Here is an 18,055-nt window from a genome sequence, read left to right as displayed (position 1 = left end):
TCCGCCTCGCTACTCGGTCGCGAGCGCGTACTCGCCCTCGGCGCAGCCCGTGACGAGCCAACCGCCATCGACCTGTTCGAGCTCGAGACGGCTGAGCCCGAGCTCCTCGGAGAACTGCGGCTGCGCCTCGCCGGGGATCCACACCTTGAGCCCGCAGAGCGGTTCGTCGACGACGCCGGTGAGCGCGAGCTCGCCGCCGTCGTTACCCGCGACCCCGGCCTTCAGGCTCGTGATCACGCCCGGCGCCTCCTGCGGGTAGGCCCGCGACAGGATGCTCAGCAGATGCTCCTTGCGGGGCGCGTCGTCGCCGGTCGCGCAGTCCTCGGAGAGCAGTGCGTTGCCGAGCTCCTGGATGCCGTTCTGCGGGTCGCCGCAGGCCTGCTTCCACACCCAGTAGGCGCTGCCGAGGACGCGCGCATCCTCTTCGACGGCGTACCGCGAGAGGTGCGCTGCGGTCGACTCCTCGTCGCCCCAGTACCCGTACTCGCCCGACCACATCGGCATGCCGAGTTCGTCGGCCACACGCTGGCCGAGTTCGAACTGGCGCTCGGTGCTGACGATCGTCGGGAGGCCGAGCGAGGCATCCATGGTGATCGACTCGGCGTAGAGGTGCGGCGAGAACGCGACGTTCAGGTCGTCGGTGAAGCCGATCGACGGGCCGCTGTCGAAGCCCAGGCCCGACCAGAGGATGCTCGGCTCGACGAACACGATCTGCGGGGCGCCGGCCTCGCGGATCGCGGCGATCGCCTTCGCCGAGAACTCGCCGTTCTTCTTCGACGTCGTGAGGGGCGCGGTCTCGCCGAAGCCCGGCTCGTTGAGCAGGTCGAAGCCCGCGACCGCCTTCTCGTCGGCGAACTCGCCCGCGAGCTCGCCCCACGTGCGGGCGAGGGCGGTTTGGATGCCGTCGGTGTCGAACCAGAAGTGCTCGAACGCCCGGTCGCCCGCGGGCGAGATGTCGCGGCCCGTGAATGAGCAGCGCGGTGCGCCGTCCCAGTGCGTCGCCCATTCGGGTGCGCCGTCGTAGCCCCACATCGGATCGGTGCCCGGCCGGCACTCGGTGCCCTCGGCGGTGGGCAGGTTCGACCAGCCGTCCTGGTGCATGTCGAGCACGGTGCGGATGCCGTGCTCCTCGCCCCAGGCCACGGCCTGCTTGACCTGCGCGAGGTAGTCGGGGTCGAGCTCGCCCTGCGTCGGCTCGAGCGCCGACCACGACATGCCGAGCCGCACGACGTTGAAGCCGTACGTCGCCATGTCGGCGAAGTCCTGCTCGGTGAGCTCGCGGGTCACGGGCAGGTCGGGGGTCGCCTGGTAGAAGTCGACGAGCTGGTTGACGTTGACGCCGCGCAGCAGCACCTGGTGGCCCTCGCCGTCGGTGAATCGTCCGTCTTCGACCCGCAGGAATCCCGCGGGCACGGAGGCCTCGTTCGCGACGGTCGCGACGGCCGGCGCCGCCGGGGCGAGGAGCGAGGCGGTGATCGCGGTCACCGCGACGACGGCCAGGCCGACGCCGACGGCCGCGGCGACACGTGCGGGCGAGGCATCCTGTTCGTTCGCGGCGTCGCTCGTCGCCTCGCTGCTCGATGAGCTGTCGACGCCGGCGTCGCGCGCCGTGCGCCGCGCGACCACGCGGTCGGCGATGAGGGCGACGACGGCCGCGATCCAGCCGGTGCAGGCGCCGAAGGCGAGCCCGTCGGCGACGTGGATGTAGGTGGCCATGAGCGGCCAGAGGTCGCCGCGGAACCCGCCGTCGACGACGAGGCCGATGACGCCCTGGACGAGGCCGAAGAGGCCGCCCGCGACGAGGGCGCCGAGCCAGGTGCCGAGGAACCCGGGCACGCGCCGGCGCATCCACCGGATGCAGAGCCAGGCGGCGGCGATGAGCAGCGCGATCGCGACGACCATGCCGACGATGCCGAGCGGGTCGGTGCCGGGTCGCGGGGTCGGGATGCCGGGGGCGTACGTCGCGCCGGTCCACCAGGAGCCCGCGAGCAGCGGCGCGATCGCACCGAATGCGACGGCGGCCGGCCAGATCGACCCGCCGTCGGTCGAGTAGCGAGCGCCAGCGAGCGTATCGAGACCCGCGCGCGCCGCGCGCCGCGCCACGATCCGTTCGACGATACGAACGACCCCCGCCACGATCAGCGCCGACGGCACGGCCTTCGCCGCGATGTATCCGGCGGCCCACGCCGACAGCGGGACATCCCCGGTCATCGCGAGGCATGCCGCGAACTGCGCGAGCAGCGCGGCGAGCACGACGCCCGCGGTCAGCGTCCAGAAGCGGTCGCCCGCGCGCACGGCGGCCCACCACACAACGGCGAGCATCACCGGCACGAACACGACGTAGCGGGCGACGGGCCACCACAGGTCGAAGCGCGGCGTGCCGCCGGGCCAGCCGACGAGGGCGAGCAGGCCCGTCGGGTCGATCAGCGCTTGGATCAGCAGGAGGGCGGCGGTCGCGGCGACGGCGACGATCGGGCGGCGGACCTGGGGCATGGCACTCCATCGTGACGAGGTTCGGGTCAGGCAAGCATCCGTACTCAGTACGGCCCCGTCAAGAGAAAAGTGGGACAAGTGACCCAGTTGTGACCTTCGGACTGGGGAGGTCCGGATCCGGCGCCGCGCCACGAGGAGATGGATTCGCTCGGACTTCTGAGCCACGATGGCATCGTGTGCACGCGCGTGATGTGGGAGGAAACCGGGCAGCCGGTCATCGTCGGCCGCAACATGGACTGGAGCCAGCCCATGGGCACGAATCTATGGGTAATGCCCCGGGGTGCCGAACGCGTCGGCATGGGGGTCGACGATCCGAACCCGCTGCGATGGACCGCCCGCTACGGCAGCGTGGTCGCGACAGCCTACGACGCCGCGACCTCCGACGGTCTCAACGAGGCCGGGCTCGGGGCGCACCTGCTCTGGCTGGCCGAGTCTGACTTCGGTGGCCGCGACCCGCGACTGCCGGCGCTGAGCGTCTCACTCTGGACCCAGTACTTCCTCGATCGCTTCGCGACCGTCGCCGAGGCGGTCGCCGCGATCGAGGCCGAGCCGTTCCAAGTGCGTCCCCAGGGCGACCCCAACACGGGTAAGACCGGGACGGTCCACCTGGCGCTGGACGACGCGACCGGCGACTCGGCGATCATCGAGTTCCTCGACGGGAAGCCGTCTGTCCATCACGGACACGAGTATGCCGTGATGACCAACTCCCCGCCGTTCGACCAGCAGTTGACGCACCTTCAGCGATACGCCGGCTTCGGCGGCGAGGAAGCACTGCCGGGCACGACGGAGGCCGCCGATCGATTCGTCCGAGCAAGCTACTACCTTCGCCGCCTTCCGCCCGCGAGCACACCCTCCATCGCCTACGCGGCCCTCCTGAGCGTGATGCGCAACGCCGCGCAGCCGTTCGGAGCGCCGGACCCGGAGCGCCCGAACATCTCGATGACGATCTGGCGGACGCTGAGCGACCTCAGCAACCGCATCTACGCCTTCGAATCCTCGTTCAGCCCCGACATCGTCTGGACTCACCTGGACGGAATCGACTTCACACGATCCGCTCGGCTCGATCTCAGCGCCGGTGGGCTCGTCGGCGATGTCACCGACCGCTTCGTTCCGCAGGAACCGTTCGAGTTCGCCCTGCCGTGACTCGCGCCGGCGATCGTTCTCGTGCGGGCGAACCGGTGCCGGAGCGAATCCTCGGCCCTTGACCCCTGCCCCGAATGCCCGCTAGTGCAGCAAAGCTGCGCCGACCGCGCGGCATCCCCGGAATCTGGAATGGAGGCGGCCGTGAACGTGTATCTGCAGCGCACGAACAAGCCGACCTTCGTCAAGCCCATGAACGAGCCCGCCCAGCGCGGGTTCATCCGTGAACTCGACCAGCTTCTCGACCAGGCACCCTGACGCCCGCGACCATTCGCGAATCCGTCACCCCATGCCGCTCGAGGCCCGCTCGTGACGGGTGCTCATGGGCGGATTCTAGGTGGGCGATGGGTCGGTGCAGGAGCGCATCGAGCCCCGCGCTCAGCGGCGCGGCGATACACGTCGTCTTTCGTTAGTGGCTACCGGATCGGCGAAGGTGTCGATCTCGCCCGCCCCCGTTCGACGCATGAGTAGAAGCACCTGCTTCACGAAGCATCCGAACTCGGCAAGGAGCACGATCATGACCGCACCTCGGGCCCTCCGCCCCCTGCGCAACCCCGCTTACCGGTGGCTCGCCGCCGCACTCGTCGCGTCGATGGTCGGCGCGGGCATCTGGATGGTCGCCCTCGTCTGGCAGATCGTCGCGATCGGCGGGGGAGCGGCCGAGCTGTCGCTCGTCGCCGGCGCGAGTGCCGTCGGGATGCTCCTCACGACGCTCCTCGGCGGCGCGCTCGCCGATCGCATTCCGCAGCGGCGCATCCTCATCACCGTCGAGGTCGTGCGGGCCGCGAGCGTCGGGGCGGTCGCCCTGCTCGCGCTCGCCGGAACCCTCGACGTCTGGCACCTGGCCGTCGTCGCCTTCGTCGGCGGCGTGATGGCCGGCCTCTACTACCCGGCGTACTCGGCGCTGCTGCCGAGCGTCGTGCCAGAAGATGAACTGCTCGCCGCCAACGGATTCGAGGGCATGGCCCGCCCGGTGCTCATGCAAGCCGGCGGCCCGGCGCTCGCGAGCGCGCTCATCGCGATCTCGTCGCCCGGTGCGGCGCTCGCGGTCGCCGCGCTCACCGGAGTGGTCGCGGCGGTGTGCCTGCGACGGGTTCCCGAGCAGCCCCTGCGCCGCGAACCGGCGAGCGGAACGGGGCATCCGGCCGTGGCCTTGCTCGTCGACGTGCGCGAGGGATTCGCCTACATGATGCGCACGCCGTGGCTGCTCGGCACGCTGTCGTTCGCGTCGCTGCTGATCCTGCTCATCATGGGGCCGTTCGAGGTGCTGGTTCCGTTCGTCATCAAGGATGTCGCGGGCGCCGGCCCCGAGGGCCACGCGCTCGTGCTCGCCGCGTTCGGCGTCGGCGGTGCGGTCGGGTCGATGGTCGTGGCATCCATGAGGCTGCCGCGCCGGTACCTCACCGCGATCGTGCTGCTGTGGGGCCTCGGATGCCTCCCGCTCGCCGTCTTCGGACTGACCGACCAGCTGTGGGTGATGGCGCTCGCCGCGTTCGCCGTCGGCGCCGCATTCAACGGCGGCGTCGTGATCTGGGGAACGCTGCTGCAGCGCCGGGTTCCGCCGGAGATGCTCGGACGCGTCTCGAGCCTCGACTTCTTCGTCTCGCTCGCGTTCATGCCCGTGTCGATGGCGATCGCCGGCCCCGCGGGCGAGCTCGTCGGACTGCCCGTCGTCTTCCTCATCGCCGGCATCGCGCCGCTCATGATCGGCGTCGTCGCGATCGTCGCGGCCCGCATGCGCCGCGACGAGGTCGAGCACCCGCTGGATGTCGCGGAGTCGACTGAGGTCGAAACGGTGGATGCCTCGGCGGAGCCGCAGTTCGCGTGAGCTCGTCGGTCGAGTAGGCGCGCAGCGCCGTATCGAGACCACAGCCCCGCGCCCCCTTACGGCATCGTCCAGGAGCTGATACCCATGAACATGCCCACCGACGCCGTGAACGCCGCACCCGCCGAGGCCGCCCGCCGAGTGGTCGAGGCGAACACCTACCTGACCCTCGCGACCGCCGACGCCTCGGGCACGCCCTGGGCGACGCCCGTCTGGTTCGCCGAGCACGAGCTGCGCGAGTACTTCTGGGTCTCGCGCCTCGAGACCCGCCACTCGCAGAACATCGCCGCCCGCCCGGAGGTCGCGCTGGCCGTCTTCGACTCGACGGTCGCCGTCGGCAGCGCGATCGCCGTCTACGTCGAGGGCGTCGCAGGCATCGTGCCCGACGCCGAGCTCGATGCCGCACTCGCCGTGTACGACGGGCGATCGGTCGCGCAGAGCCTGCGCAACTGGACTCGGGCCGACGTGACCGGGTCGGCGCCGTTTCGTCTCTTCCGCACGACGGCGTCGCAGGTCTCCGTGCTCGATGAAGACGAGCGGCGAGTGCCGGTGCTCTAGGAGGCTCCCGCCGCCCGAGTCCGAGGACGAGAGCGAGCCCAGATCGATCGGGCGAGGCATCCCTTCACTCGGGATGTGGAACTGTGGCCGTGTCCACACGGTACGTGTGGATATGTGGAATTGTGGCGGGTCTTCACCCGAGGGCACGCATCGCGGGCACCGGCCGTACGGCGGTGGCATGCAGCACGCCTGGCTCGGCGACATCCGGCGCGCCCAGCACCCTTCAAGCAGCGCCCGTAAGATCAACGGCATGGCTGGATTCTGGGGCAAGCGCAAGCGCGAAAATCTGGAACTGCAGGCCCAGGACGCCGATCTGGCGAAGCGGGCCGGCAGCGCGCTGGTCGCCGCAGACGAGCGGGTGCGCGTCACCACCGATGAGCTCGCCTTCGCCGATGCCGAACTCGGGCACGAGGCGACCGCCGAGCTGAGCGAGGGGCTCGCCGCGGTGCGTGAGCATCTCGGCGAGGCGTTCCGGTTGAACCAGCTGAACTACGACGAGATCCCCGACACCGCCGACGAGCTGCGCACGCGCAACGCGCGCATCGTGCAGCTCTGCGAGTGGGCCGAAGACGTGCTCGACGAGCGCACCGCGGCGCTCGCCGACAAGATCGCGCGTGCGCGCCGGGCTCCCGAGATCATCGCGGGCGTGCGCGCCGACGCCGAGCGTCTGCGCTCGCGCATCCCGCACGCGCGCGAGACCATCGCGCGGCTCGCCGCCCGCTACTCGCACGAGGCGCTCGCGCAGGTCGAGGCCAACCCGGCCGAGGCCGAGCAGTTGCTCGGCTTCGCCGAACACGGCTCCGCCGTGGCCGAACGGCGCCGCGAGGCGGGCCAGCGCGAGCAGGCCAACCTCGCACTCGAGGCGGCGACCGAATCGGTGCGCCGCGCTGCGGCACTGCTCGACGCCGTGGAGACGTTCGAGATCGAGGCGCTGCGCGCAGAGGCGACTCTCGCCGCGATCGTGGAGGACTCGCGGGCCGACATCGCCGTCGCACAGCGCGAGCCCCAGACGCCCGCGGTGACATCCGCGATGGCCGCCCTGCAGGCCGCGTTGGCCGCGCTGCCCGCGGCGGGCGTCAACACCGACCCGTTCAGCCAGCTGAACCGACTGCGCGAGGCGAACGCCGGTCTGGATGCAGCGATCGCGGCAGCCCGCGAACGCGCGGCCCGCCCGATTCCCCCGCTCGAGCACGTGCACAACGCGATCGACGACGCCGACCGGCAGCTCGCCATCGCCCGCGACGTCATCGCCGGCCACCGCGGCTGGATCGGCGCCGACGCCCGCACCCGGCTCGCCGAGTCGGAGCGCATCCGCGCCGACCTCGACCACTTCCTCGGCGCGCCCGCGGCCGCCGTCACCGTCATCGGCGAAGACCACCGCGAGCAGGCGATGGCCATGGCCCGCCGCGTCGCACAGCTCGCCGCCGCGGCGTTGCAGCTCGCCCAGCGCGACATCGACTCGTCCCGTCCGCAGGGCGGCCCCGGCCAGTGGGGCGATCCCGGCTGGGGCGGCGGTCGGCGCGGCAGCGGGAGCTCCGACGTCATGGGCGGCATCCTCGGCGGCCTCGTCATCGGCAGCATCCTCGACGGCTTCTTCGACTGATCTCGGCCGGTCGAGTAGCGAAGCTCCTCGGCCGGTCGAGTGGCGAACCTCCTCAGCCGGTCGAGTAGCGAAGCGTATCGAGACCCCCGCGCGCTGCGCTCGGCCCCTTACGGCTCCCGCTTGACGGCCCGCCGCGCCGCCCGGTTGCGCGCGAGAACCGCGTACCCCCGGAACATCGCCGGCATGACCCAGTACGAGGCGATCGGCACGACGATAAGGGTGATCACGAGTGCCCGCAGCACCGGATGCCACCCCGTCAGCAGTGGTTCGGACAGGACGCCGATGATGGCGACGAGCGGGAAGATCGTGAGCCACACGATGAGCGCCGTGATGTGGATGCCGGGTCGCGGCGGCGGAGCGGGCGGCTGGTGAGGCTCGGGGCCCGGCTCGGGGTCCGGCGCGTGCGCGCCCTGCTCGGGTGGTGTGGTCGTCATCTCGGCCTCCGCGATCGGGGCACGGCCGGAGCGGGTGGGAGGACGCGCGCGGCCGACTCCCGCATTCTCCTCCCGCGTCGCGGCCGCCGCTACGATATCGGCAACGCCGTAGCGGGTTCTGCGCGCCGATCGTAAAATCGCAGCATGGCCGGGTTCCGGGTCAGGCGCCGACTCGGCGCGCACCAACTCGAGGCACACGACGCCGATCTGGCGAAGCGGGCCGGGGCGGCCCTGTTCGCCGCCGATGAGCGCATCCGCGTCGCCGCCGATGAGTTCGGCTTCGCCGAGGCCGAGCTGGGGGCGGGTGCGATCCAGCGGTTGGGCGAGACGCTCGCCGACGCTCGCGGACAGCTGGGCACCGCGTTCCTCTTGAACCGGCTCAATCACGATGCGGTGCCCGGCACGGCCGACGAGGTGCGTGCCCGATACGAGCGCATCGTGCAGCTGTGCGAATCCGCCGAGGACCTGCTCGATGAGCAGCTCGCCGCGATCACCGAGCGCATCGCTCGCGCCCGGCGCGAACCCGAGTTCATCGCCGGTCTGCGAGCCGAGATCGAGCGTCAGCGCGCTCGCGTCCCGCTCGTCGAAGGGGCGATCGGATGCCTCGCCGCCCGCTATGCGCGCGAGGCGCTCGTCACGGTCGAGGCCGACGCAGCAGAGGCCCAGCAACTCCTCGCGTTCGCAGAGCACAGCCTGCGTGTGGCCGAGCGACGTCGCGACGCGGGGGCGCGTGAGCAGGCGCAGCTCGCGCTCGAGGCATCCGCTCAATCCGTGAGCCGCGCCGCCGCGATGCTCGACGCCGTGGAGACCTTCGAAGTCGAGGCGCTGCGCGCGGAGTCCGCCTTGGCTGCAATCGTCGAGGAGTCACGTCGGCACCTCGCCGTGGCGCTCGAGGCGCCCCCATCCCGCAGCCTCGCGACCGCGATCGACCAACTGCGAGCAGCCCTCGCGGGCCTCCCGCCCGGCGTCAACACCGACCCGTTCGCCCACCTGAGCCGAATGCGCACGGCGCACGCGGCGTTGGAGTCGGCGATGGCGGCGGCCCGCGAGCGCGCGATGATGCCGAGCCCGCCCGTCGACCAGGTGAGCCCCGCGATCGAGGCCGCCGACCGGAAGCTCGACGTCGCCCGCGACGCGATCGCCCGCAATCCGGGCCGCATCGGCGCCGAGGCCATGAAGGCGCTGGCCGAGTCCGAGCGCATCCGCATCGACCTCGGCCACTACCTCGGCAGCCCCGCGGTGACGGTCTCGGTGACCGACCAGGATCACCAGGCGCAGGTGGTGGCCATGGCCCGGCGTGCCGCGTTCCTCGCGAGCGAGGCCCTGTTCTTGGCGCGGCGCGACATCGATGCATCCCGACACCGCGGCCTCGGCCGCGGGGCGATGTCGGCGGTCTCGTGACTCCGGTCACGGCGTGTTCGTGAAGACCACGGCTGGGTAGAGGAAGCTCGGCGCCGCTTCGAGCGTGAGCGAAGTCGGGTCGTCGATCGACCAGGCGGCCCGCCAACTGACCGATGCGCCCGGCTCGAGCGTCTTGGCCGGAGGAAAGCCGACGTCATCGCCCGTTGCGAAGACGTCGCTGCCGACGTCGAAGATCTGGCTCACCTCCTGATCGCCCGCAGTGACGGTCGGCAGGGGCAGGAGCGCCACGTCCTGCGTCGAGCCGTTGGTGATCGTGAGGGTGAACACGACGCTGTTCGCTCGCGTCGCACCGACCGCGAGATCGCTCGGCGTGTACGGCTCGGGTGCCGAGACGGTGAGCGCGACACCGTCGTCCCAGGTCATCGTCTCGCCGAAGGCGAGGTCGCCCTGCCCGGGGATCTCGAGCTGCTCGGGTGCGGGCTCCGTGCCTGGGTCGTCGGGCGCGGGTTGCGGAAGCGCGGGCGCATCGGGAAGCGGATCCTCGATTCCGCCGAACACGGTGCCGAGCGACCCGATCAGCGCCGTGACGAGCATCACGAGCCCGACGATCGCGGCGATGATCGACACGACGAGCCCGATGACCGCCGGCCACTTCGCGGCGCGCAGAAACAGGCCGATCAGGGAGAGCACGAACGCGGCGGACACGACGACCCACATGAGCCCGCTCACGGCGGGGGTGAATGCGAGCGCGAGCCCCACGACCGCGGCGACGAGGGCGATGATGCCCACGAAGTTCGGGCCGGGCTTCGAGGGTTCGGTGAACGGATGCCCCGGCAGGGTTGTCAGGGGAACGGCACCGTACTCCTGAGTCGCTGCATCGGGGTTCGTGGCGGTCGCCGCGACGGGCACGGTGGGCGTGGAACCCCAACCCGCGGCATCTTGCCCCTGCGAACCCCAGACGAACGGAATCGTCGGGCTGTCGTCGCCGGTCGGCAGCACCGCCGTCACGGCCGTCACGGTCGCCGGCTCGGCGTCGAGTTGCGCCGTCGGCGCGGTCTCCGAACCCGCCGCGACGTACTGCGTCCAGGCGGCGCCGTCCCAGTACCGCCGTGCGCCGGACCCGTCTTCGTACCACCCGGCGGGCACCCGCATCGGGTCGCTCATACCTCGATGGTACGAGCGCGGGCGCGTGAAGGCACGTCGCGCACCAAGGACGGCGTGCGGCTGCGCGCGAGCTTGAGGTTCAGGCCAGGGCCGACATCACCGACGCCCACGCCGCGAGTGCCGCGAACGGCAGCGCCGCGAAGATTGCGAGCAGAGCGGCGATCGCCCACCCTCGGCGACGCGTGCGGGCACCGTCGACCTCGCGGCGCAGCCTGTCGAACGCCGCGACGTCAGCGGGTTCCAGCGAAGGAGCATCGTGCCAGGTCGACGGTCTCGCCGCAGCATCCGCAAGTTGTTCGATCGCATCGGGCGGCACGACCGCCGGGAGCGTGCACAACCACCTGACCAACTCGCGTTCCCGCAGCACGAAGATCGTGGCCGGGCGCTCGCGCACCGTGATGCGTCGGGCGCCGACGATCACGATGACCGGCGCGACGTCGACGAGCGCGTGCGCCGCGACCGACAGGCGTTGCGACGCCCGCTTCGCCTCGAAGCTCGCGTTGCGCAGGTGGTCGGTGCGCTGCCCGTTGACGAGCAGTCGCTTCGAACCGAGCCAGATGTCGCGGCCCTCGTGGTGCTTCGTGTTGATCGTGAAGACGCCGGGCGGACCGATGACGACGTGGTCGATGTCGCTCGACCCACGTCCGACGGGCACCGAGTGGAACACCCGCCAGGCGGGCCCGAGCGCCTCGAGTCGCCGGGCGACGTCGAGTTCGCCGAGCGCCCCGAGGAACCAGGGTTCCGATTCGGCGCTCAGCGGCGTGCGCCCGAAGATTCGTGCCGCCGCCGAGCGTGGCGGAGCGCTCATCTGGGCACGCAGGCATTCGGTGATCACGGATGCCGCGGCCGCGCGAGCGGCGAGCGTCGAAGTCTCGGGCTGGGTCGAGGTCACGGGGGTTCGAACTCCTGACGTTGCGTCGTTGCACGGTCGGCGGGCCGCTCGGGCAGCGGCTTGATCTCCGACCGTATTGGTCGGCGGTACCGCCGCGTGAGCCCCCGTTCGCGTGTGAAATGCCGAACGAGGTTGGCGCGATCTCGCGCTGATTCGACGGTCTCGCGGGGGTCGCCGACCCCCGCCCGGCGCCAGAATGATCAGGTGACTCGCCGCGGACTGCTCCTCTTCATCGCGCTCGGAATCGCTTGGGGCATCCCATATCTCTTCATCAAGGTCGCCGTGTCGGAGCTCGACCCGGGCATGGTCGTGCTCGCGCGGTCTGGGCTCGCGGCGATCCTGCTGCTGCCGCTCGCGATCTTCCGCCACGAGGTCGGCCCGGTGCTGCGCCGCTGGAAGCCGATGCTCGCGTACACCCTCGTCGAGATCGTGCTGCCGTGGTACTTCCTGAGCTCGGCCGAGCAGACCCTGCCGAGCTCGACCGCCGGCCTGCTGCTCGCCGCGGTGCCGCTCGCGGGCGTCGCCATCGCGTTCCTCATGGGTCGCCCCGAGCGCCTCTCGGGCACGAACTGGATCGGCATCGCCCTCGGCATGCTCGGCGTCGCCGCGCTCGTCGGCTTGGATGTCGCGGGCTCCGACCTCCTCGCCGTCGCCCAGATGGCCGTGGTCGTCGTCGGCTACGCGCTCGGCCCGGCGATCCTCGCGCGCTGGATGCCCGACCTGCCCGGCATCGGCATCGTCGCCGTCTCACTCGCGGGCGCCGCCATCGCGTACGTGCCGTTCGTGCTGCTGACCGGCGGAGTACCGACGGCGTGGCCGTCGCCGCCCGTCATCGTCTCGGTGATCGTGCTCGCTGTGATCTGCAGCGCCCTCGCGTTCCTGCTCATGGTCGGCCTCATCGCCGAGATCGGCCCGGTCAAGGCGACCACGATCACCTACGTGAACCCGGCCGTCGCGATCATCGCCGGCGTCGTCGTGCTGGGGGAGCGGGTGACCGTGTGGACGATCGTCGGCTTCGTGCTCGTGCTGGCCGGGTCGTATCTCGTGACGAGGAAGCACTCCGCCGAGCGGGTTGAGGATCGAGCGCCGGCGAGCGCCTTGAAGTAGACCGGTTGAGCGGATTGAGCGACGACCAAGAAGTGTCAAATCACCGCCGGTCACGTCGAGCCCCGTCCCCCGCGCCCCTGGCGCGGCCGGCCTCAATGGCCTACCACCCTCGATTGTCGAGCACCGAAGCAGCCGTGCCACCGAGCGATTCCCTGCGCGCGCCTCGAACGTCCGTTGAACCTCGGAACCGGGCGCCGAGGGAAGGAACGTTGGCCCTCAACTCCTGAGCCAGGCCGTTCCTCGCCCGCGGTTCGGAATTAGCGGACAGCGCTCTTCAGCTCTCGCGTCCATCGGTCGGTGATATCGTCATCGACCTCAAGGGTCAAGCGCATCTCGATCGTGAGCGACGTCGATTCACCGCTTGCAAGCTGATGGAGACCTCGCTCAAGGTCTTCCACGAATCTGTGTACGAAGTCGCGAACGGCCTGAATCGGCTGGGCGGTCATCGCGACCGCTAGCTCCGCGAGGCCGCTGGCCTTGCTTGGGAGGCGAAGCGATCGAATCTCAGTGGCCCAGTCGATGAGTTGCTCGTAGAGCTGAACTAGTCGGCCAGCCATATGCTCGATCAGCGCAGCATCTCCAGACGCCCCCGGTTCGCCGAACGCTGCCGATTGCGCCTGCAAACTGATCACACGCTCTATGTTCGAGGCGATAAATGTAAGGCGCGACAGCCTTTCTGAGAACTCGGGAGACAGGTTCTCCTGAGCTATCCGGGGCCCCACGGTCATGCTGTAGCCGAGGCTGTAATCTCGCCATTTCGGCTCGATCTCGCCCAACCGCCGGAGTAATTCGGCTCCAAATAGCAGATACTCCCACGCTGGCGGTCTAAGACCAAGAAGCTCCCTCTTTGCGGTCTCGTCCTTCGGAACGACCGTCACCCACGTGCCGTCGGCGTCACTCACCTTCGCTCGATTCAGGTCGATGAAGCGTCCGTTCCAGGTTCGCAGGAAGCATCATGGTCGCAAGTTGAGCAATCTCGGCTCGGACCCGCATCCCCCGGTCCCTTGTCAGAATGGTGATCTGATTTCGCCCGACAGCCTGCAGGTACTCCGCCTGACGAACTATCTCGTCATCGTTTCGGGCAACTCGCTGGTGACCTCGTGGCTCCGTCACAATCTGCAGTCGGACGCCGCTCCTGACGGAGACAGACTGGCTTGCTGCGCCCGAAGTGAGAAGGCGGTCTATTGCCTTTAGTGGCTGTCTTGCTCGCTCCTGACGTCCGTCCTTGAGTTTGTCCAGCTCGTCGATAATGAGGATTGGAAGCAAGATCTTTACCCGCTTCGAGTTGAGCGCGTCATTCCAGCGGACTTCATCAAACGGTCGACCGTGCACGAGCACATTTGTATCGAGAATGACAAGGGCTTCTGATTCATCGACTTCGACGACTCTGCGAGCGCGATCAAGCTCGTCCAAGAGGTCCTTGAACGAATCCAACAAACGCTCGATTTCGAGATGAATTAGCTGAAGCGGTCGTTGCGTGCGCGAGTCGATCTCACGTATGCGCCAGAAACGTTCGGTTCGCACGAGCGAGGTAGCCGTCGGGTTTCCGTAGGCGGTCGTGAGGCCGCGCTCGGCCGATTCTGACCAACGAATGAACTGACTTGCGGCGATCTCAACATCAGCATTAAGCGAACCTCGAAGACTTTCGAGATTCGCAATCTCCTCTGATAGGCGCGAACGCGCATACGCACCGTCGACTCCACGGGCAAAGAAGTGCCACGACATCCAGTCAGCCTATCGAGCAGTCTGCGCCACCACATTCATCGTCTACCAGCACGGCTGTAGCGTCATTCGGGGCAACAATGCGGGTGACGGGAGGGCGCGTCACACACGGGGTCGAGAGTGCCCCGCGTCGGATGCCATGGCAGCACCTCGTTGCCGTGGCAGTCGTTGGGACCACAGCCGAGCCCAGATCTGGATCGAACCTATGCCCTTGACGCCGGCGCCCGTCCGCGGCATCCTCGGGCGCGAGACAGGCGGGGGAGATCGCATGCAGATGCTCAAACCAGGTGACGACGGCTACGACGACGCGCGGCGCGTGTGGAACGCGATGATCGACCGCAGACCCCGCTACATCGTCGCCTGCTCGAGCGCCGAGGAGGTCGCCGAGGCGATCCGCTTCGCGCGGGCGAACGACCTCGAGATCGGCGTGCGCTGCGGCGGGCACAGCATCGTCGGGCACGCCGTGCCCGACGGCGGGCTGATGATCGACCTGCGGCCGATGGGGTCGGTCGAGGTGGATGCCACGGCCCGGCGCGCTCGTGTACAAGGTGGTGCGCTGCTCGGCGCCCTTGACCGGGCCGCGCAGGCGCACGGCCTCGCGACGACCGCGGGCAACGTGTCGCACACCGGCATCGGCGGACTCGCGCTCGGCGGTGGCATGGGCTGGCTCGCCCGCCAGCACCGACTCACCTGCGACAACGTCGTCTCGTTCGAGGTCGTGACCGCCGGCAGTGAGATCCTGCGCGTCGACCGCGACAATCACCCAGACCTGTTCTGGGCGCTGCGCGGCGGCGGCGGCAACTTCGGCGTCGTGACCGAGTTCGAACTGGTGCTTCACCCTGAGCCGGGCGAGGTGCTCTCGGTGGAGTACCTCTACCCCGTGGCATCCGGCGCGGCGGCGATGCGCCGCTGGCGCGATAAGAGCACCCGAGCCGATCGGCGAGCGACCTACAACGCGACCATCTCCGACGGCACGCTGTCACTCGGCTTCGTCTGGGTCGGCGACCCGGTCGACGGCGAGGCTGCGGCAGCCGGACTCGCGACGAGTATCGCCGAGGTCGACGCCGGCTTCGAGCGGGTGATCGTGCCGATGACGTACCTCGAGCTGCAGACCCGCGAGGACGACGTCGAGGCGCACGAGTGGCGCCGCTACTGGAAGGGCCACTACTTCAGTGAGCTGACCGACGACGTCATCGACGCGGTGCTCGCGCGCGACGGCGACGACCTGCCGAACGCCAGCCTGCAGGCGTATGGCGGGGCGATTGCCGATGTAGCGTCGGGTGAGACGGCGTTCTCGCGGCGGGATACGGCGTTCGAGTTCGTGTGTGCGTCGAAGTGGGTCGATTCCGCTGATGATGAGACGCGCATCGCGGGCGCACGCCGGTACGCCGCGGCGATGAACCCGTTCTCTAGCGGCGCGTACGTTAACGCGCTTGCCGACGAGGGCTCAGCGGGAGTTCGGCGGGCGTACGCGCCCGAGCATCTCGCGCGGCTGGCGGCGGTGAAGGGCAAGTACGACCCCGAGAACGTCTTCCACCTGAACCAAAACATCGTGTCGTCAGAGCGATAGGCCCTCGTCGCTCTCGCTCTGCGACCGAGGACAGAATGAGCAGTACACGCGGAATGAGGTGCGCTCGTCCGCAGATCTGGTCGGCCACTCTGAGCCTTCGCCACCATGTCGGGCCGTCGGTGTACGCTCCGACCGTGGTAGATCAACGGGTGGTTCAGGAGCTTCGGGACTTCGTCGAAGAACGTGAGTGGGGCCAGTTTCACTCCCCGGAGAATCTCGCGAAGAGCATCAGCATTGAGGCTGCTGAGCTGCTTGAGTGCTATCAATGGCATGCCGAGGCGCCCGCTGAGCGCGTCGTTGAGGAGCTCGCCGATGTGCTGACATATTGCCTTCTGCTCGCAGACAAGATCGGTGTCGACGCTGACCAGGTTGTGCTCGACAAGCTCCAGCAGACCCGAGCAAAATACCCGGTCGATCGTTCGCGTGGGCGGAGCGCCAAGTATGACCAGCTTTAGGGTAGAGCACTTCCCGTTCAGCAGGCAGTCGATCAAGACCTGGGCCGAGCCCGACGGGCGGCATGCAAATTGGCCGGTGGTCTATACGCTGAGCAGCAACCGCGAGATCTACGTTGGCGAAACGTTGAACGCAGCAGGTCGTCTGCGCCAGCATCTCGACGCTCCGGGCAAGAAGGATCTCAGTGCCGCCCGAATTGTGATCGACGACACCTTCAATAAGTCGGTGTGCCTCGATCTCGAGTCGTACCTCATCCGTCTCTTTGCCGGCGACGGTAAGTTCACCGTGATCAATCGCAACGAGGGCATCACAGATGCCGACTACTTCGAGCGTGTGCGATATCGCGCAACGTTCGACGAGATCTTCGAAGAACTGCGCGAAGCGGGGATGTTCACTCGTGACATCCCCGAAATCGAGAACAACGACCTCTTCAAATTGTCGCCCTTCAAAGCGTTGAACCAGGAGCAGGCGATCACGATGGAGGGCATCCTCGAGGCGCTTTTCGCTGACATTGACTCTGGTGAGCGGGGCACGATCGTCGTGCAGGGTGACCCAGGTACGGGCAAGACGATCGTGGGCATATTCCTCATGAAGCTGCTCAGCGATATCGAGCGCGCTGACCCAACTGAGCGCACCGAGAACGACTCGCTCTTCTCCGACTTCTTTATGGAGGGGTACGTAGAGAAGCTGAAGGACTTCAAGATCGGGATCGTGATTCCGCAGCAGTCGCTACGGAAGTCGGTGCAGAAGGTCTTCGCGAAGACGCCTGGCCTTGAGAAGAGTATGGTGCTGACGCCGTTCCAAGTTGGCGAGTCTGACCACGATTTCGACCTTCTGGTCGTCGACGAAGCCCATCGGCTGAACCAGCGAGCGAATCAACCGTCGGGCGCACTCAACAAGAAGTTCCCCGAGATCAACATGAGGCTCTTTGGTCATGACGACCTCGGCAAGACGCAGCTCGACTGGATTCGCGCGAAGAGCCGGCACCAGGTGCTGCTACTCGACGAGGCACAGAGTGTACGGCCGGCCGACCTGCCGAGCCACGTCGTCGGCCCACTCGTTCGCGATTCAAAGAAGCAGCATCGGTTCTATCCGCTCGTATCGCAGATGCGGGTCGCAGGGGGTGCCGACTACATCGATTTCATCCGACGGATGCTTCGGGCTGAAGCGAAGGAACCGCGCGAGTTCCCCGGGTACGAGCTTCGGATGTTCGACGACCTCGCTGAGATGCACGAGGCGATCCGTGAGCGAGACCGTGAGCACGGTCTCGCGCGGTTGGCGGCCGGCTACGCCTGGCCATGGAAGAGCAAGAATGACGCCTCGGCCGTCGACATCGAGCTCGACGGCATCGGGCTGCGGTGGAACACCACCGCCACGGACTGGGCGAGTTCGACGAACGCTCTCGAAGAGGTCGGGTCGATCCATACACTGCAGGGCTACGACCTGAACTTCGCCGGCGTGATCATCGGCCCCGACCTGCGCCTCGACCCCGTGAGTGGCGAAGTCGTCGCCAATCTCGACAGATACTTCGACAAGAAGGGCAAAGAGCACAACGCCCAACTCGGCATTAGGTATGACGGCGATGACGTGCTTCAGTACATCTTGAACATTTACGCGGTACTGCTGACGCGGGGTATGCGCGGGACGTTTGTCTACATTTCTGACCCGTCCTTGCGTGAGTACGTACGAACGGTGATCCGTGGTGCAGAACCGTGATTGCAGCCATTCCTGG

Annotated in this window: 15 protein-coding genes; 9 read left to right on the top strand and 6 right to left on the bottom strand. The window is 68.5% G+C overall.

Annotated features, from left to right (window positions below; translation table 11 throughout):
* Positions 1-9: 9 nt before the first annotated feature.
* Positions 10-2,493, bottom strand: coding sequence for a glycoside hydrolase family 5 protein (locus tag ACFVTR_RS07775; RefSeq protein ID WP_387036196.1), 2,484 nt, complete (start codon positions 2,491-2,493; stop codon positions 10-12).
* Positions 2,494-2,631: 138 nt separating this feature from the next.
* Here ACFVTR_RS07775 and ACFVTR_RS07770 point away from each other — a divergent pair, with 138 nt between their 5' ends.
* From ACFVTR_RS07770 to ACFVTR_RS07755, 4 genes are all read left to right on the top strand, one after another.
* Positions 2,632-3,636, top strand: coding sequence for a linear amide C-N hydrolase (locus tag ACFVTR_RS07770; RefSeq protein WP_387036194.1), 1,005 nt, complete (start codon positions 2,632-2,634; stop codon positions 3,634-3,636).
* A gap of 514 nt (positions 3,637-4,150) precedes the next feature.
* Positions 4,151-5,461 carry an MFS transporter gene (locus ACFVTR_RS07765; protein ID WP_387036191.1) on the top strand — a complete coding sequence of 437 codons (1,311 nt, stop codon included), beginning with the start codon at positions 4,151-4,153 and terminating at the stop codon, positions 5,459-5,461.
* Positions 5,462-5,545: 84 nt separating this feature from the next.
* Positions 5,546-6,016, top strand: coding sequence for a pyridoxamine 5'-phosphate oxidase family protein (locus ACFVTR_RS07760; RefSeq protein WP_387036189.1), 471 nt, complete (start codon positions 5,546-5,548; stop codon positions 6,014-6,016).
* Between the two features lie 250 nt (positions 6,017-6,266).
* Positions 6,267-7,619 carry a hypothetical protein gene (locus ACFVTR_RS07755; RefSeq protein WP_387036187.1) on the top strand — a complete coding sequence of 451 codons (1,353 nt, stop codon included), beginning with the start codon at positions 6,267-6,269 and terminating at the stop codon, positions 7,617-7,619.
* A 107-nt stretch (positions 7,620-7,726) separates the two neighbouring features.
* On the opposite strand, the gene ACFVTR_RS07750 is transcribed toward ACFVTR_RS07755, so the two are convergent.
* On the bottom strand, positions 7,727-8,053 hold the full coding sequence (locus ACFVTR_RS07750; RefSeq protein WP_387036185.1) for a hypothetical protein: 327 nt from the start codon (positions 8,051-8,053) through the stop codon (positions 7,727-7,729).
* A 144-nt stretch (positions 8,054-8,197) separates the two neighbouring features.
* Between ACFVTR_RS07750 and ACFVTR_RS07745 the strand changes: the two genes are divergently transcribed.
* Positions 8,198-9,454, top strand: coding sequence for a hypothetical protein (locus ACFVTR_RS07745; protein ID WP_387036183.1), 1,257 nt, complete (start codon positions 8,198-8,200; stop codon positions 9,452-9,454).
* A gap of 6 nt (positions 9,455-9,460) precedes the next feature.
* Here the strand turns inward: ACFVTR_RS07745 and ACFVTR_RS07740 are convergent, their stop codons facing one another.
* Together ACFVTR_RS07740 and ACFVTR_RS07735 are read right to left on the bottom strand one after the other, a co-directional pair.
* On the bottom strand, positions 9,461-10,579 hold the full coding sequence (locus ACFVTR_RS07740; RefSeq protein ID WP_387036181.1) for a DUF2510 domain-containing protein: 1,119 nt from the start codon (positions 10,577-10,579) through the stop codon (positions 9,461-9,463).
* 79 nt (positions 10,580-10,658) lie between these two features.
* Positions 10,659-11,471, bottom strand: a complete 813-nt coding sequence (locus tag ACFVTR_RS07735; protein WP_387036178.1) for a nuclease-related domain-containing protein — start codon at positions 11,469-11,471, stop codon at positions 10,659-10,661.
* A gap of 204 nt (positions 11,472-11,675) precedes the next feature.
* On the opposite strand from ACFVTR_RS07735, the gene ACFVTR_RS07730 reads away from it, so the two are divergent.
* On the top strand, positions 11,676-12,578 hold the full coding sequence (locus ACFVTR_RS07730) for a DMT family transporter (protein WP_387036176.1): 903 nt from the start codon (positions 11,676-11,678) through the stop codon (positions 12,576-12,578).
* 257 nt (positions 12,579-12,835) lie between these two features.
* Here ACFVTR_RS07730 and ACFVTR_RS07725 read toward each other — a convergent pair whose 3' ends face one another.
* On the bottom strand, positions 12,836-13,480 hold the full coding sequence (locus ACFVTR_RS07725; protein WP_387036174.1) for a hypothetical protein: 645 nt from the start codon (positions 13,478-13,480) through the stop codon (positions 12,836-12,838).
* Entirely contained in the window at positions 13,473-14,303 is an 831-nt protein-coding gene (locus ACFVTR_RS07720; RefSeq protein WP_387036172.1) for a PIN domain-containing protein, read from the bottom strand. Before ACFVTR_RS07720 ends, ACFVTR_RS07725 begins: the two co-directional genes overlap by 8 nt.
* Before the next feature lie 265 nt (positions 14,304-14,568).
* On the opposite strand from ACFVTR_RS07720, the gene ACFVTR_RS07715 reads away from it, so the two are divergent.
* The 3 genes from ACFVTR_RS07715 (at position 14,569) to ACFVTR_RS07705 (ending at position 18,039) form a co-directional block, all read left to right on the top strand.
* Positions 14,569-15,870 (top strand): FAD-binding oxidoreductase, encoded by a 1,302-nt coding sequence (locus tag ACFVTR_RS07715; protein ID WP_387036170.1) that lies wholly within the window; start codon positions 14,569-14,571, stop codon positions 15,868-15,870.
* A 134-nt stretch (positions 15,871-16,004) separates the two neighbouring features.
* The gene (locus ACFVTR_RS07710; protein WP_387036168.1) at positions 16,005-16,325 is read left to right on the top strand and encodes a nucleotide pyrophosphohydrolase; all 321 of its coding nucleotides are present in this window, start codon (positions 16,005-16,007) and stop codon (positions 16,323-16,325) included.
* Positions 16,312-18,039: a DNA/RNA helicase domain-containing protein gene (locus ACFVTR_RS07705; protein ID WP_387036166.1), complete on the top strand. Its 1,728-nt coding sequence runs from the start codon at positions 16,312-16,314 to the stop codon at positions 18,037-18,039. Before ACFVTR_RS07710 ends, ACFVTR_RS07705 begins: the two co-directional genes overlap by 14 nt.
* Positions 18,040-18,055: the final 16 nt, after the last annotated feature.

It is taken from the genome of Agromyces sp. NPDC058126 (assembly GCF_042884595.1).
GTDB lineage: Bacteria > Actinomycetota > Actinomycetes > Actinomycetales > Microbacteriaceae > Agromyces.
Note: the sequence above shows the minus strand (reverse complement) of the source record. Positions and strands in the feature narration are given on the sequence as shown.

Bases quoted from the DNA above. Each gene is read 5' to 3' on its own strand.
- ACFVTR_RS07750 (WP_387036185.1), bottom strand. From the start codon at position 8,053: ATGACGACCACACCACCCGAGCAGGGCGCGCACGCGCCGGACCCCGAG.
- ACFVTR_RS07760 (WP_387036189.1), top strand. From the start codon at position 5,546: ATGAACATGCCCACCGACGCCGTGAACGCCGCACCCGCCGAGGCCGCC.
- ACFVTR_RS07745 (WP_387036183.1), top strand. From the start codon at position 8,198: ATGGCCGGGTTCCGGGTCAGGCGCCGACTCGGCGCGCACCAACTCGAG.
- ACFVTR_RS07775 (WP_387036196.1), bottom strand. From the start codon at position 2,493: ATGCCCCAGGTCCGCCGCCCGATCGTCGCCGTCGCCGCGACCGCCGCC.
- ACFVTR_RS07765 (WP_387036191.1), top strand. From the start codon at position 4,151: ATGACCGCACCTCGGGCCCTCCGCCCCCTGCGCAACCCCGCTTACCGG.
- ACFVTR_RS07740 (WP_387036181.1), bottom strand. From the start codon at position 10,579: ATGAGCGACCCGATGCGGGTGCCCGCCGGGTGGTACGAAGACGGGTCC.
- ACFVTR_RS07755 (WP_387036187.1), top strand. From the start codon at position 6,267: ATGGCTGGATTCTGGGGCAAGCGCAAGCGCGAAAATCTGGAACTGCAG.
- ACFVTR_RS07705 (WP_387036166.1), top strand. From the start codon at position 16,312: ATGACCAGCTTTAGGGTAGAGCACTTCCCGTTCAGCAGGCAGTCGATC.
- ACFVTR_RS07720 (WP_387036172.1), bottom strand. From the start codon at position 14,303: ATGTCGTGGCACTTCTTTGCCCGTGGAGTCGACGGTGCGTATGCGCGT.
- ACFVTR_RS07715 (WP_387036170.1), top strand. From the start codon at position 14,569: ATGCAGATGCTCAAACCAGGTGACGACGGCTACGACGACGCGCGGCGC.
- ACFVTR_RS07770 (WP_387036194.1), top strand. From the start codon at position 2,632: ATGGATTCGCTCGGACTTCTGAGCCACGATGGCATCGTGTGCACGCGC.